Raw genomic sequence first — 16,005 nt, forward strand, 5'->3', positions numbered from 1 at the left:
CGTCCTGGATTAGACAGGGAGGAGTCGCAGGGATGAGCGAAAAGTGTGATCGCCGCCACTATAACGTTAGCCGCTGGCGGCGAATTCGCTCGATTTTCATCCAGCCCGGACCGTCCTTGTTCAGAAGGCCAGTGTCGAGGATTTCGCCAGAGATATCTTCGCGTCAGGTCATAAAATGAAATAGCGTTTCGCAGTAAATATGCAAATAAGGAAATGGTTTCATCACGAAAATAAGCAACAAATTAATACGTATTGTTTCTACGGAAATTTACGTTTGCTGAAACATCTTTAGACGTGGGTTATTTGAGTTCTTGCTCAAATACTATTTCGTACGTAACTACAAGGAGTTATGTAATCCAGCGTTTACGCGCTCTGAGCCGCATTCTACGAGGATGGTATTAAATAGAAAGAAGTGTGACATATAGCAAATTCACAGACATCAAAACAGGACATAACTTGCAATACATAGTCATTTGACCGACCTTTGTATGGATTAATTACGAAGCGCAAAAAAAATCTCGTTTTCCAATCCTCACAGTGAAGTGATTAGCTATGTTGATTCCGTCAAAACTCAGTCGACCCGTCCGTCTCGATCACACCGTGGTGCGCGACAGACTGTTGGCGAAACTTTCAGGCGCGAACAATTATCGTCTGGCGCTGATTACCAGTCCGGCTGGCTATGGAAAGACAACGCTTATTTCACAATGGGCAGCAGGGATGAGCGACCTCGGCTGGTACTCTCTTGATGAAGGCGATAATCAGCAAGAGCGCTTTGCCAGCTACCTGATTGCCGCCATCCAGCAGGCAACCGGGGGCCATTGCGAGGCCAGCGAAAACATGGTGCAAAAACGCCAGTACGCTAGCCTGAGCTCCCTATTCTCTCAGCTGTTTATTGAATTAAGCGAATGGCAGCGTCCGCTCTATTTGGTCATTGATGACTACCACCTGATAACGAACCCCGTCATCCACGATGCGATGCGCTTTTTCCTGCGCCATCAGCCAGAGAACCTGACGCTGGTGGTGCTATCGCGCAATCTGCCGCAGTTGGGCATTGCCAACCTTCGCGTCCGTGACCAACTGCTGGAAATCGGCAGCCAGCAGCTGTCGTTTACCCATGCGGAAACCAAACAGTTCTTCGACTGCCGCTTAGCCGCGCCGATTGAGGCCGCGGAAAGCAGCCGTCTGTGCGATGACGTTGCCGGTTGGGCCACCGCCCTCCAGTTGATTGCGCTCTCCGCGCGTCAGCGTAACAACGCCACGCAGCACTCCGCGCGTCGACTAGCAGGCATTAACGCCAGCCACCTTTCCGACTATCTGGTTGATGAAGTGCTGGATAACGTTGACCCGGACACCCGCAACTTCCTGCTGAAAAGCTCGCTGTTACGTTCGATGAACGACTCGCTGATTGCCCGCGTAACCGGCGAAGAAAACGGTCAGATGCGTCTGGAAGAGATCGAGCGCCAGGGGCTGTTCGTGCAGCGTATGGATAATTCCGGCGAATGGTTTAACTACCACCCGCTGTTCTGTAGTTTCCTGCGTCAGCGCTGCCAGTGGGAACTGGCGGCTGAACTACCGGACATTCACCGCGCCGCGGCGGAAAGCTGGATGGCGCAAGGCTTCCCAAGTGAAGCTATCCATCACGCGCTGGCGGCGGGCGACCCGAAAATGCTGCGCGATATTCTGCTCAACCACGCCTGGGGCCTGTTCCACCATAGCGAACTTGCCCTGCTGGAAGAATCGCTCTCTGCCCTGCCGTGGGAAAGTTTGCTGGAGAACCCGCGTCTGGTGCTGCTGCAGGCCTGGCTGATGCAAAGCCAGCACCGCTACAGCGAAGTGAATACCCTGCTGGCCCGCGCCGAGCAGGAGATGACCTTCGAGATGGACACCTCGCTGCACGGCGATTTCAACGCTCTGCGCGCCCAGGTGGCGATTAACGACGGTGACCAGGACGAAGCAGAACGGCTCTCAACGGTAGCGCTTGAAGAGCTGCCGCTGGCGAACTTCTACAGCCGCATCGTTGCCACCTCGGTACACGGTGAGGTGCTGCACTGCAAAGGTCTGCTGAGTCAGTCGATTGCCGTCATGCAGCAAACCGAACAAATGGCGCGTCGCCACGATATCTGGCACTACGCGCTGTGGAGCCTGATCCAGCAAAGTGAAATCCTGTTCGCTCAGGGCTTCCTGCAGGCCGCCTGGGAGTGCCAGGAGAAAGGCTTCCAGCTGATCCACGAACAGCATCTTGAACAGCTACCGATGCACGAATTCCTGCTGCGCATCCGCGCACAGCTGCTGTGGGCATGGGCGCGCCTCGATGAGGCCGAAACCGCCGCCCGCACCGGTATTGAAGTGCTGAGCGGCTTCCAGCCGCAGCAGCAGCTTCAGTGTCTGACGCTGCAGGTGCAGTGCTCGCTGGCGCGCGGCAATCTGGATAATGCCCGCAACTACCTGAACCGTCTGGAAAACCTGCTCGGCAACGGCACATACCACAGCGATTGGGTCTCCAACGCCGATAAAGTACGGGTCATTTACTGGCAGATGGTCGGCGATAAAAAAGCGGCGGCTAACTGGCTACGCCATACGCCGAAGCCGGAGTTTGCCAATAACCACTTCCTGCAGGGCCAGTGGCGTAACATCGCCCGCGCGCAGATCCTGCTCGGCGAGTTCGACTCTGCCGAAATGGTGCTGGAAGAGTTAAACGAAAACGCCCGTGGGCTGCGCCTGATGAGCGATCTCAACCGCAACCTGCTGCTGCTGAACCAGCTGCACTGGCAGGCGGGAAATAAGAATGAAGCCCAGCGCGTGCTGCTGGAAGCGCTGCAGCTTGCCAACCGCACCGGTTTTATCAGCCACTTCGTGATTGAAGGCGAAGCGATGGCGCAGCAGTTGCGCCAGCTGATTCAGCTGAATACGTTGCCAGAGCTCGATCAGCACCGCGCCCAGCGCATTCTGCGCGAGATTAACCAGCATCATCGTCACAAGTTTGCCCACTTTGATGAAAGCTTCGTCGAGCGCCTGCTCAACCACCCGGAAGTACCGGAGCTTATTCGTACCAGCCCGCTCACCCAGCGTGAATGGCAGGTGCTGGGGCTTATCTATTCGGGCTACAGCAACGAACAGATTGCCGGCGAGCTGGACGTGGCGGCCACGACCATCAAAACGCATATCCGCAACCTCTATCAGAAACTCGGCGTGGCGCATCGTCAGGATGCGGTACAGCATGCCCAGAAGCTGCTGAAAATGATGGGGTACGGCGTGTAATTTGTTTCGCTTTCCGGCCTACTACGCTCGTAGGCCGGATGGCGGCTACGCCAAATAGCAAAGAGATAGCTGCGTCACATTAGAGAATTAACATAAGTCCAAAGTGAAAAATTGGAATATTCAGGCTTAGAGCCACCTTTTATAAGTGGTGTCGTATGTTGGCACGTAATAATAAAAAGGTGACCCTATGTCGGCATTAACCGAAAAAATCAGTAATAAAGAGAAGTTCGGATTTGGCCTTGGCGATGCCGCCAGCCATATCGTCTTTGATTCCTCCGTTGCCATTCTTGCTTATTTCTATACGAACATCTATGGATTACCCCCAGCGGTAATGGGGACGTTATTTTTAGTCGTCAGGGTGTTGGATGCCATTACCGACCCTATTATGGGGGCGATTGCTGATCAGACCAAAAGCCGCTGGGGGCGTTTCCGTCCTTGGCTTTTGATTATTTGCGTTCCGTTTGCCGTCAGCTGCGTATTGGTCTATTCCACGCCGAACTTCGAACAAACCGGGAAAATTGTCTACGCCGTTGTCGCGTATATATTTATGACATTAATGTATACCGCGATTAATATCCCTTACTGCTCGCTGGGCGCGGCCATTACCGCAGACCCACGGGAAAACCTGTCGCTGCAGTCCTGGCGCTTCGCCGTCGCACCGATTGGCGGTGCAATGGGTACCGCGCTGATCCTCCCGCTGGCAGACTTGATTGCGCCGGGCGATAGAGCCTCCGGTATGCAGTGGGCGATGGGGATTTTCGGCGTTATCGGCTGCATCATGTTCCTGATCTGCTTTATGACCACCCGCGAACGCATTACGCCGGTGAAAGAGGAGAACCTGAACATTTTGCGCGACGTGCGTATTCTGATGAAAAACGATCAGTGGTGCGTGCTATCGGTATATAACCTGGCGATGCTTTGCGGCGTCGTGGTACGCGGTGGCCTGCTGGTCTATTTCGTACAGTATATTCTGCACCAGGGCAGCAGCATTATTTCCATCTTTATGCTGGCAACCACCATTGCCGCCGTCATCGGCAGCCTGATGGCGAAATATATCGGTTCCTGGATGTGTAAAATTCGCGCATCGGTGTGGGTCAACGTGCTCAGCGCCTTATTTGGCTTACTGTTCCTGGTTCTACCAACCGAATATTGGATGCCGGCGTTTATTGTCCACGTGGTCCTTAATATTCTTCAGGGTATTAACGCCCCGCTGCAGTGGTCAATGATTACCGATGCTAACAACTATGGCGAGTGGAAAACCCAGCGTCGTATTACCGGTATGAACGTGGCGGCGAATATCTTTATTATCAAACTGGGCGTCGCCATCGGCGGTGCGCTCACCGGCTGGGGTCTGGCGTTCTATGGCTATCAGGCGGGGGTTGAACAGCAGTCAGCAGAAGCTGTCCGTGGGGTATTAATCCTGTTTACGGTACTGCCGGCTATCTTCTATCTGATTACCGCCATTTCCATCCGCTACTACCGTCTGACGGAAGATCGCATGAACCATATCGTGGCCGATCTGAGCAAAGGCAAGTTCCAGCAGCAGATGTCATAAAAACCGTAACCCGGCCGAACGAAGTGACGCCGGGGATTCCCCGGAGTCGGCGCTAGCGCGCCTCGTCCGGGCTACCTGATTTAGCACAGCTCAAGCTGCACATCATTTTCCGCAATCACCTGCATCACGCCCGGCGGTGGCAGAACGTCGGTAAAGACCGCATCCACCAGGCTGATACTGCCCATATTCACCATCGCGTTACGGCCAAACTTCGAATGGTCGACGACCAGAATCACGTGGCGGGAGTTGTCGATAATCGCGCGCTTGGTACGCACTTCATGATAATCAAACTCCAGCAGCGAACCATCGCTGTCGATGCCGCTGATCCCGAGGATGCCGAAATCCAGGCGGAACTGGGAGATAAAGTCGAGCGTCGCTTCGCCAATGATGCCGCCATCCCGGCTGCGCAGTTCACCGCCCGCCAGAATAATGCGAAAGTCCTCTTTCGCCATCAGCGTATTCGCCACGTTCAGGTTGTTGGTGACGATCCGCAGATCGCTATGGTTGAGCAGCGCATGGGCCACCGCTTCCGGGGTAGTGCCGATGTCGATAAACAGCGCCGAGCCGTTCGGGATCTGGCTTGCCACCTTCTGGGCGATACGCTCTTTTTCTTCCGTCTGAGTTGCCTTACGGTCGTGCCAGGAGGTGTTCACCGAGCTGGACGGCAGCGCCGCCCCACCGTGGTGACGCAGAATTTTTTTCTGCTCCGCAAGGTCATTTAAATCGCGACGAATGGTCTGAGGGCTAACGGAAAAATGTTCCACCAGCTCTTCCGTACTGACGTAGCCCTGAAGTTTTACCAGCTCGATTATCGCGTCATGACGTTGTGTTTGTTTCATGATGAATCCCTGGAAAATTATGCTCGCTTGCGCGCATTAAGCGTGTCGACAAAGGCCATTGCCAGACCAATCACCAGCCCGGTGACGTGTGCGCCGTTCGCAATTGACATCCCAAAAACGTTAAACCACCCGGCCACCAGCCAGATGAGTGAAAATAGAATCAGCCCGCGCGGCAGGAAGATACCGCTCTGCGGATCGCGCTCGCCACGCAGCCACGCATAGCCCATTAAGGCATACACCACGCCGGACAGGCCGCCAAACCACGGGCCGCTGAACTGATGCTGAATAAAGCCGCTCAGCAGCGCGCTTATCACGGTAATCACCACCAGCTTGCCGCTGCCAATGCGCTTTTCTACCGCTCCGCCAAGATACCACCACCATAGCAGGTTGAAGAGGATATGGACGAATGAGAAATGCATTAACGCGTGGGTAAAGTAGCGCCAGAGCTCAAATTTCAGCGAATCATCGTACGGCCAGGCGAGCCACAGCATCACCGGCTGGTCGCCCATCACGCTCATCAGGATAAAGACCAGAATGCAGGCCGCCATGATGGCCATCGTCACCGGGCCAGCGCCCGCCTTCAGCGTGGCCAGGAACGGGAAACGACGGTAGTGCAGGCCGCTGTTAGTCTGACCGGACTGCCAGCTAGCCGCCAGATAACGGGGGTCGGCCGGGTTTGCCAGGAAGCGTTCCAGTTCGTCGCGCACGCGCGCTTCCTGGGACTCATCGGAAAGCCAGACATCGCTACGCGTATGCTGCTGGATAGTCAGAATAACGCCCTGCGTTGCCATATAGTCAACAAAAGCCTGGGCAACGCGCGGGTTAGTAAAAGAGGTGATCATCAACATCAGCAGGTCGCTTCTATTCCACACAAAAGGGGACAGTATATACCCAAACCCTTACGGATGCGTTGCAGCGGCGCGTAAAGGCCGCCTGACGGGAGGCGGCATCTGGAAGGGAAAAGCGAGCACGGTCTTAGAAACCGGCGTGTACCACTTCAGCCGGGAAGTGACGATGCCAGGCATCAAAGCCGCCGTCGACGCTGTACACCTGATCGTAGCCCTGCTGCAGCAGGTACTGCGCCGCGCCCTTGCTGCTGTTGCCGTGATAGCACATCACCAGCACCGGGGTTTCAAAATCGTTATCGCGCATAAACGCGCCCAGCGTGTCGTTGGTCAGATGAAAAGCGCCAGGGGTGTGGCCCATCGCAAAGCTTTGTGGGTCGCGAATATCCACCAGCACCGCAGCGCTCTGCTGCAGCTTCTGGTGCGCCTGTTCTACGTTAATACATTCAAACTGATCCATGGTGCTCTCTTATCGTTATGGCAGGTGTCTTGCTGACGACATTTTACCGCCAAGTGTACGTCTTCACGGTACGTAAACGCCAATATGTTATGCACATCACTCTAAAATGTTTTTCCAATGTTACCAAAAGCGCGTTTACTTGCTATTATGAGCGATAACGAACATTAGTGAGCTATAACGAAAGTCCCAGAGGTAGCAATAATGGAAACCAAAGATCTGATTGTGATAGGTGGCGGCATTAACGGTGCAGGCATTGCGGCAGATGCGGCAGGACGTGGATTATCCGTACTGATGCTGGAAGCCAGAGACCTGGCCTGTGCCACATCCAGCGCCAGCTCAAAACTGATCCACGGCGGTCTGCGCTACCTTGAGCACTATGAATTCCGCCTGGTCAGCGAAGCGCTGGCCGAGCGTGAAGTGCTGCTGAAAATGGCCCCGCACATTGCCATCCCGATGCGCTTCCGTCTGCCGCATCGCCCACATCTGCGCCCGGCGTGGATGATCCGCACCGGTTTGTTTATGTACGATCATCTGGGCAAACGCACCAGCCTGCCCGCTTCGACCGGCTTGCGTTTTGGCGCAGAATCCGTACTGAAGCCGGAAATCGTGCGCGGTTTCGAATATTCCGACTGCTGGGTAGACGACGCACGCCTGGTGTTAGCCAACGCGCAGATGGTGGTGAAGCAAGGCGGAGAAGTCCGTACCCGGACCCGCGCCATCTCAGCAAAACGTGAAAACGGCCTGTGGATCGTGGAAGCGGAAGATATCGACAGCGGCGAGAAGTTCCGCTGGCAGGCTCGCGGCCTGGTGAACGCCACCGGCCCGTGGGTGAAACAGTTCTTCGACGACGGCATGCACCTGCCGTCGCCGTACGGCATCCGCCTGATTAAAGGCAGCCACATCGTGGTACCGCGCGTGCACGCTCAGAAGCAGGCCTACATCCTGCAAAACGAAGATAAGCGCATTGTCTTTGTGATCCCGTGGATGGATGAGTTTTCGATCATCGGCACCACCGACGTGGAGTACCAGGGTGACCCTAAAAACGTCGAGATCGATGAGAGCGAAATCAACTATCTGCTGAAGGTCTACAACGGCCACTTTAAAAAGCAGCTTGCCCGCGAAGATATCGTCTGGACTTACTCCGGCGTTCGCCCGCTGTGCGATGACGAGTCTGATTCACCGCAGGCCATCACCCGCGACTACACGCTGGATATTCACGACGACCACGGTAAAGCGCCGCTGCTGTCAGTCTTTGGCGGCAAGCTCACCACCTATCGCAAGCTCGCCGAGCATGCGCTGGAGAAACTGGCGCCGTACTACAGCGGCATCGGCCCGGCGTGGACCAAAGGCGCCGTGCTGCCCGGCGGTGAGATTGGCAGCGATCGCGATGATTACGCGGCTAAACTGCGCCGTCGCTATCCGTTTATTACCGAGTCGCTGGCCCGCCACTTTGCCCGCACCTACGGCAGCAACAGCGAGCTGATTATTGGTGACGCGAAGGATATTACCGGGCTGGGTGAAGATTTCGGCCACGAGTTTTACGAAGCCGAACTGCGCTACCTGGTGGAACACGAGTGGGTGCGTCGTCTCGACGATGCTATCTGGCGTCGGACCAAACAGGGGATGTGGCTGAACGCCGAACAGCAGTCCCGCATCAGCGAATGGTTGGTAAAAACGCTGGGAAAGCCTGAGATGTCGTTGGCGTCGTGAGGTGATGAAAACCGCACGAACGTAGCCCGGCCGAACGAAGTGACGCCGGGAAAAAAACGGGGCCAATCGGCCCCGTTTTCGTTTTTACAGTCTTACCGGCTCAATGTGCCAGATATTCTCCGCATACTCCTGAATCGTGCGGTCCGACGAGAAGTAGCCCATGTTGGCGATATTGAGCATCGCTTTATTGGACCACTGCTCTGGCTCACGATACAGCTCATCGACCTTATCCTGACAGTCAACGTAGCTGCGGAAGTCCGCCAGCACCTGGTAGTGGTCACCAAAGTTAATTAGCGAATCCACCAGGTCACGGTAACGCCCCGGTTCACTCGGGCTGAAGACGCCGCTGCCGATTTGCGTCAGCACCTGGTGCAGTTCTTCATCCTGCTCGTAGTAGTCGCGCGGGCTGTAGCCCTTACGACGCAGCGCTTCCACCTCTTCAGCGGTGTTGCCGAAGATAAAGAAGTTTTCTGCCCCGACGTGCTCCTGCATCTCGACGTTCGCGCCATCCAGCGTACCAATGGTCAACGCCCCGTTGAGCGCAAACTTCATGTTACTGGTGCCGGATGCCTCAGTACCTGCCAGCGAAATCTGTTCGGAGAGATCCGCCGCCGGGATGATCATCTGCGCCAGGCTCACGCTGTAGTTCGGGATAAAGACCACTTTCAGCTTGTCGCCAATCTGCGGATCGTTGTTGATCACATTCGCCACGTCGTTGATCAGGTGGATAATGTGCTTCGCCATGTAGTAGGCGGAAGCCGCTTTACCCGCGAAGATGTTCACGCGCGGCACCCACTTCGCATCCGGGTCGGCCTTAATGCGGTTGTAGCGGGTGATCACGTGCAGCACGTTCATCAACTGACGTTTGTACTCGTGAATACGCTTAATCTGCACGTCGAACAGCGCGTTCGGGTTCACCACCACGTTGAGGTTCTGGGCGATAAAGGTGGCGAGGCGCTTTTTGTTCTCAAGCTTGGCATGATGCACCGCCTGATTCACCTTCGGATAGTCGATATGCTGTTCCAGCTCTTTTAACTGGCTCAGGTCGGAACGCCAGGTCTGACCGATATTCTCATCCAGCACGTCGGAGAGCGCTGGGTTCGCCAGCGCCAGCCAGCGACGTGGCGTCACACCGTTGGTCACGTTGGTAAAGCGCATCGGGAAGATGGCAGCGAAGTCGGCAAACAACGACTGCACCATCAGGTTCGAGTGCAGCTCAGACACGCCGTTGACCTTCTTGCTCACCACCACCGCCAGCCATGCCATACGCACGCGGCGGCCGTTGGATTCGTCGATGATCGACGTGCGGCTCAGCAGCCCGGTATCGTTCGGGTACTGCTCCTGCAGGGTCTTCAGGAAGTAGTCGTTAATCTCAAATATAATCTGCAGATGGCGCGGCAGAATTTTGCCCAGCATGTCGACCGGCCAGGTTTCCAGCGCTTCGCTCATCAGCGTGTGGTTGGTGTAGGAGAAGACCTGACAGGCCACCTCAAACGCCGCTTCCCAACTGAACTTGTGCTCATCAATCAACAGGCGCATCAGCTCAGGAATCGACAGCACCGGGTGGGTGTCATTGAGGTGAATAGCAATTTTATCCGCCAGGTTGTCATAGGTTTTATGCAACATGTAGTGGCGGCTTAAAATGTCCTGCACCGTCGCCGAGACCAGGAAGTACTCCTGGCGCAGACGCAACTCGCGCCCGGAATAGGTGGAGTCATCCGGGTAGAGCACACGGGATACGTTCTCGGAGTGGTTTTTATCTTCCACCGCCGCGAAGTAGTCGCCCTGGTTAAACTTACCGAGGTTGATTTCGCTACTGGCCTGGGCGTTCCACAGACGCAGCGTGTTGGTCGCGTCGGTGTCATAGCCGGGAATAATCTGGTCGTAAGCCACCGCCAGAATCTCTTCCGTCTCCAGCCAGTGGCTGGTTTTGCCTTCCATCTGCACGCGGCCGCCGAAACGAACCTTATAGCGCGTATTGTGGCGCGGGAACTCCCATGGGTTACCGTATTCCAGCCAGTAGTCCGGTGACTCTTTCTGACGACCGTCGACGATGTTCTGTTTGAACATGCCGTAATCGTAGCGAATGCCGTAGCCGCGCCCCGGCAGCGCCAGGGTCGCCAGAGAGTCGAGGAAGCAGGCTGCCAGACGGCCCAAGCCGCCGTTGCCAAGCCCTGGGTCATTCTCTTCGTCGATCAGCTCTTCCAGGTCTAACCCCATTCCTTCCAGCGCGTTTTTCACGTCGTCATACAGACCTAACGATAACAGCGCATTGGAAAGCGTGCGGCCAATCAAAAACTCCATCGACAGGTAGTACACCTGTCGCGTTTCCTGGGAAAGCTGCGCGCGGTTGGAGCGCAGCCAGCGCTCCACCATGCGATCGCGAACGGCAAACAACGTGGCGTTCAGCCATTCGTGTTTGTTCGCAATAGCCGGATCTTTCCCGATGGTGAACATCAGCTTATAGGCAATAGAGTGCTTCAGTGCCTCAACGCTGAGGGTCGGTGATGCATACGTAAAGGGTGCATTCATTATTCAGATCCCCGTAGTTAGATCAGGCGTTGGTAAAGCTCACGATAAGAGTGCGCAGCAACCTGCCAGCTAAAATCCATGTTCATCGCCTGGCGTTGCACATAGCGCCAGAGCGATGGACGAGACCATAAAACGAAAGCACGGCGGATAGCGCGAAGCAGCGACCAGGCGTTGCTGTCTTCGAACACAAAGCCGCTGGCAATGCCATCAGCGAGGTTCTCAAGCGAACTATCCGCAACGGTGTCAGCCAGGCCGCCGGTACGGCGAACCAGCGGCAGCGTGCCGTACTTCAGACCATAAAGCTGCGTTAAGCCGCACGGCTCAAAGCGGCTCGGCACCAGAATCACGTCCGCGCCGCCGATAATGCGGTGCGAGAACGCTTCATGATAGCCAATCTGGACGCCCACCTGCCCCGGATGCTCGGCGGCGGCGGCGAGGAAACCTTCCTGTAGTACCGGGTCACCCGCGCCCAACAGCGCCAGTTGGCCGCCCTGCTCCAGCAGGCCCGGCAGCGCTTCCAGCACCAGATCCAGCCCTTTCTGGCTGGTCAGGCGGCTGACCACGGCAAACAGCGGCGCAGCGTCATCGACCTTCAGCCCCATAGCGGTTTGCAGCTGACGTTTGTTTTCCGCTTTCCGCTCCAGCGTGTCACGGCTGTAGCTTGCCGGCAGCAGCAGATCTTTTTCCGGGCTCCAGACGTTGTCATCAACGCCGTTGAGGATCCCCGACAGACGCCCTTCCCGATGACGCTGGCGCAGCAGCCCTTCCATCCCGTAGGCGAACTGCGGTTCGGTAATTTCCCGCGCATAGGTCGGGCTCACCGCCGTAATGTGGTCGGCGTAGTACAGCCCCGCTTTCAGGAACGAAATCTGTCCGTGGAACTCCAGGCCATGCATGTTGAAGAACTCAGCCGGCAGCTGAATCTCTTCCATGTGGTGACCGTAGAACAGCCCCTGGTAGGCCAGGTTGTGTACGGTAAACACCGACTTCGCCGGACGACCGCGCGCCGCCAGATAGGCCGGGGCCAGGCCCGCATGCCAGTCATGAGCGTGCACCACGTCAGGACGCCAGAACGGATCCAGACCGCAGGCCATTTCGCTACCGACCCAACCCAGCAGCGCAAAGCGCTTCACGTTATCCGGGTAAGCATTCAGATTGGTGTCGTGATACGGGCTCCCCGGGCGGTCATAGAGATGTGGTGCATCAATCAGGTAGATACCCACGCCGTTATAGTGTCCGAACAGCAGCGTCATGCGCCCGGCAAAGGTATCGCGACGGCTCACCACTTTGGCATCCGGAATACCACGACGGATATCCGGGAATGCAGGTAACAGCACGCGTGCATCGGTTCCTTCGGCAATCTGTGCCGCCGGCAGCGCGCCAATCACATCCGCCAGACCGCCCGTTTTTAATAACGGGAACATCTCAGAACAAACATGTAAGACCTGCATTATCGCTCCTGTTTGTAGCCAAGCTGACGCAGCATTTCGCGCGTCACTAGCACGATCCCTTCTTCCGAGCGGTAAAAGCGGCGTGCATCCTCTTCCGCATCTTCACCGATCACCATCCCTTCCGGGATCACACAGGCCCTGTCGATAACGCAGCGACGCAGGCGTGAGGAACGACCCACCCAGACATCTGGCAGTAAGACTGCCGAATCAATGTTACAGAATGAGTTCACGCGCACGCGCGGGAACAGCACCGACTGCACCACCACGGAACCGGAAATAATACAGCCGCCGGAAACCAGTGAGTTCAGGGTCATGCCGTGGCTACCGGAGCGGTCCTGGACGAACTTCGCCGGCGGCAGGGATTCCATGTGCGTGCGGATAGGCCAGTTCTGGTCGTACATATCCAGCTCAGGCGTCACCGACGCCAGGTCAAGGTTCGCTTTCCAGTAGGCTTCAAGCGTACCCACATCGCGCCAGTACGGTTCTGCTTGCGGGTCGGACTGCACGCAGGACAGCGGGAATGGATGTGCATAAGCCGCGCCAGCTTTGGTAATTAACGGAATTAAATCTTTGCCGAAGTCGTGGCTGGAGTCTTCGTTAACGTCGTCGCGTTCCAGCAACTCATAAAGATAATCGGCATCAAAGACATAGATACCCATGCTCGCCAACGCCTTGGTTGGGTCGCCTGGCATGGCCGGTGGGTTAGCCGGTTTTTCCACGAACTCGATAATCTTGTCGTTTTCGTCAACCGCCATCACGCCGAACGCCGTTGCCTCTTCAATGGGCACCGGAATGCACGCCACGGTGCAGCGCGCGCCTTTTTCGACGTGGTCGATAAGCATGCGCGAGTAGTCTTGTTTGTAGATATGGTCACCGGCGAGGATAACCACGTACTCCGCCTTGTAACGGCGAATAATGTCGAGGTTCTGGGTGACCGCATCGGCGGTACCGCGATACCAGTTTTCACCGTGCATCCGCTGCTGAGCGGGCAGCAGATCCACAAATTCGTTCATCTGTTCACTGAAGAAGGACCACCCGCGCTGGATGTGCTGTACCAGCGTGTGGGACTGGTACTGGGTGATAACGCCGATACGGCGAATCCCGGAGTTCAGGCAGTTGGATAACGCAAAGTCGATGATGCGGAATTTACCGCCAAAGTGTACTGCGGGTTTGGCCCGCTTGTTGGTCAGATCCTTGAGTCGCGTACCGCGGCCGCCAGCCAGAATCAGGGCGACGGATTTGATAGGTAACTGGCGAGCCAGCATTAAGGGATCGTTTTTTTCTAGCCTAACCATGATTAACTCCTTTTGTTGCTCGTCCTTCCGGGTGATGAGGTGTCCTCGCGCGATAACGCGGGGTTCCGGGTAATTCAGAGACTATGACCTTTGAAATACGCACACTCCGTGCGCGGGCCCATGCCAGACAGCCACGACGACCGACGTGCCAGCGTCGGTGAAGGGAGGAACAGCGCGCCATTCCCCCTCGGGTAACGTCAAGTTTGTCGCGTCTTGCGTCGCATTGAGCGTAATGAGCCAACGATCGGAAAGCAGAATCTGCATTCGGCGAGCACCGTGCTGCCACTCCTCGGCAGACAGCGGTTGCGCATCCTGATTGAGCCACCGCACGTTGCCATCGCCCTCCTGCCACCAGCGGTCGTCCGTCAACGCGGGGATCTGCTGGCGCAGGTGAATCAGGGCGGCGGTAAAGTCCGTCAGCGCGTCATCTGCGTTTTCCCAATCGAGCCAGGTCAACGTATTGTCCTGACAGTAGGCATTGTTGTTACCTTGCTGGCTGTGACCGTGTTCATCACCGGCCAGCAACATTGGCGTTCCCTGCGATAACAGCAGCGTTGTCAGCAGCGCCTGAACGCTCTTCTGCCGACGTGCCATTACTTCCAGGTTTGCTTCCAATCCTTCGATACCATGATTATTGCTATGGTTATTGCCGGTGCCGTCACGATTCTCTTCACCGTTGGCGTCGTTGTGCTTGCCGTTGAAGCTGACACAATCGCGCAGGGTGAAGCCATCGTGGGCGGTCACCAGGTTTATCGTCGCGCGAGGGCGACGTTCCTGATGCGCATACACGTCGCTAGAAGCGGCAAAGCGCTGGGCAAAATCCCCCAGCGACAGCGACTCTTCAAGCCAGAAGCGACGCATGGCATCCCGGAAATGGTCGTTCCATTCGCTGAAGACCGGCGGGAAGTTCCCCACCTGATAACCGCCTTCACCGATATCCCACGGTTCGGCAATCAGCTTCACCGTAGAGAGCACCGGGTCATCGTGGATCGCGTTAAACAGCGGCGCGTCCTGACGATAGCCCGGCGTACGGCCCATTACCGACGCTAAATCAAAACGAAAACCGTCAACGTGGCAGACATCCACCCAGAAACGCAGGCACTGGCGCGCGTATTCCACGACGCCAGGGTGGCTGAGATTCAGGGTATTACCGCAGCCCGTCCAGTTGTGATAATCGCCATCTTCCCGTAACCAATAATAGCTACGGTTATCGATCCCCCGCAGCGAGAAGGTCTGGCAATGCAGATCCAGCTCGGCGCTATGGTTCAACACCACATCGAGGATCACTTCAATACCGGCTTTGTGCAGCGCTTTGACCGCATCACGAAACTCATCCAGCGCATGCTCAGGCGCGCTGGCGTAACGCGGTGCCAGCGCAAACATCGCCAGCGGGTTGTAACCCCAATAGTTTCTCAGCCCCATCCGCTGCAGGCGTTGCTCGCTGGCGAAATGCGCCACCGGCATCAGCTCCAGCGCGGTAATACCAAGACGTTTGAGGTAAGCAATCATCACCGGATGGCCCAGCGCTTTGTAGGTGCCGCGGATAGACTCCGGCAGTCCTGGGTGGCGATAGGTCAGCCCTTTGACGTGCGCTTCGTAGATCACGGTTTTGCCCCACGCGGTGCGCGGGGCAGCATCGTCCTGCCAGTCATAGGTCAGGTCGACGACCACCGATTTCGGTGCAATCGCTGCGGTATCGCGGTCGTCCGGCTCGTCGTAACCGCCGTGAAAATGCGGGGAGTCGTCCGGGTCGCCCTCGGCGCAGAAACAGCATGGATCCAGCAGCAGCTTCGCCGGGTTAAACCGGTGCCCCTGCTGCGGATCCCACGGGCCATGCACCCGGTAGCCGTAACGTAAGCCAGGACGCGCGTGGGGAAGATAGCCATGCCAGACGTCGCCGCTGCGGGCGGGTAAGTCATAGCGAGTCTCCGTACCCTGCGCGTCAAACACGCACAGTTCGACCCGCTCTGCATGCGCCGAGAAGAGCGTAAAATTTACGCCCTCACCGTCATAGCTTGCGCCGAGCGGCGCGGGTTTCCCTGCTGCGAGTGGGCTCATGT

10 protein-coding genes are annotated in these 16,005 nt (G+C 56.6%); 3 read left to right on the top strand and 7 right to left on the bottom strand.

What is annotated here, in order from left to right:
- Positions 1-552: 552 nt before the first annotated feature.
- Both malT and AB2B48_RS16210 read left to right on the top strand, forming a co-directional pair.
- Positions 553-3,258: an HTH-type transcriptional regulator MalT gene (malT, locus tag AB2B48_RS16205; RefSeq protein ID WP_368299612.1), complete on the top strand. Its 2,706-nt coding sequence runs from the start codon at positions 553-555 to the stop codon at positions 3,256-3,258.
- Positions 3,259-3,445: 187 nt separating this feature from the next.
- Positions 3,446-4,813, top strand: coding sequence for a glycoside-pentoside-hexuronide (GPH):cation symporter (locus tag AB2B48_RS16210; protein ID WP_368299613.1), 1,368 nt, complete (start codon positions 3,446-3,448; stop codon positions 4,811-4,813).
- Positions 4,814-4,893: 80 nt separating this feature from the next.
- On the opposite strand, the gene AB2B48_RS16215 is transcribed toward AB2B48_RS16210, so the two are convergent.
- The 3 genes from AB2B48_RS16215 to glpE form a co-directional block, all read right to left on the bottom strand.
- Entirely contained in the window at positions 4,894-5,652 is a 759-nt protein-coding gene (locus AB2B48_RS16215; RefSeq protein WP_185667336.1) for a DeoR/GlpR family transcriptional regulator, read from the bottom strand.
- 17 nt (positions 5,653-5,669) lie between these two features.
- Positions 5,670-6,500, bottom strand: coding sequence for a rhomboid family intramembrane serine protease GlpG (gene glpG, locus AB2B48_RS16220; RefSeq protein ID WP_368299614.1), 831 nt, complete (start codon positions 6,498-6,500; stop codon positions 5,670-5,672).
- A gap of 127 nt (positions 6,501-6,627) precedes the next feature.
- Positions 6,628-6,957, bottom strand: a complete 330-nt coding sequence (glpE, locus tag AB2B48_RS16225) for a thiosulfate sulfurtransferase GlpE (protein WP_185667338.1) — start codon at positions 6,955-6,957, stop codon at positions 6,628-6,630.
- A gap of 201 nt (positions 6,958-7,158) precedes the next feature.
- On the opposite strand from glpE, the gene glpD reads away from it, so the two are divergent.
- Positions 7,159-8,667 carry a glycerol-3-phosphate dehydrogenase gene (gene glpD / locus AB2B48_RS16230; protein WP_368299615.1) on the top strand — a complete coding sequence of 503 codons (1,509 nt, stop codon included), beginning with the start codon at positions 7,159-7,161 and terminating at the stop codon, positions 8,665-8,667.
- A gap of 84 nt (positions 8,668-8,751) precedes the next feature.
- On the opposite strand, the gene glgP is transcribed toward glpD, so the two are convergent.
- The 4 genes from glgP to glgX form a co-directional block, all read right to left on the bottom strand.
- Positions 8,752-11,199, bottom strand: coding sequence for a glycogen phosphorylase (gene glgP / locus AB2B48_RS16235; protein ID WP_368299616.1), 2,448 nt, complete (start codon positions 11,197-11,199; stop codon positions 8,752-8,754).
- 17 nt (positions 11,200-11,216) lie between these two features.
- The gene (glgA, locus tag AB2B48_RS16240; RefSeq protein ID WP_368299617.1) at positions 11,217-12,650 is read right to left on the bottom strand and encodes a glycogen synthase GlgA; all 1,434 of its coding nucleotides are present in this window, start codon (positions 12,648-12,650) and stop codon (positions 11,217-11,219) included.
- Positions 12,650-13,945 (bottom strand): glucose-1-phosphate adenylyltransferase, encoded by a 1,296-nt coding sequence (gene glgC / locus AB2B48_RS16245; RefSeq protein ID WP_185667342.1) that lies wholly within the window; start codon positions 13,943-13,945, stop codon positions 12,650-12,652. Before glgC ends, glgA begins: the two co-directional genes overlap by 1 nt.
- Before the next feature lie 81 nt (positions 13,946-14,026).
- A complete protein-coding gene (glgX, locus tag AB2B48_RS16250) occupies positions 14,027-16,003 on the bottom strand; it encodes a glycogen debranching protein GlgX (protein WP_368299618.1) in 1,977 nt (658 codons plus the stop codon).
- Positions 16,004-16,005: the final 2 nt, after the last annotated feature.

This window comes from Kluyvera sichuanensis, from assembly GCF_040930405.1.
GTDB classification, from domain to species: Bacteria; Pseudomonadota; Gammaproteobacteria; order Enterobacterales; family Enterobacteriaceae; genus Kluyvera; species Kluyvera sichuanensis.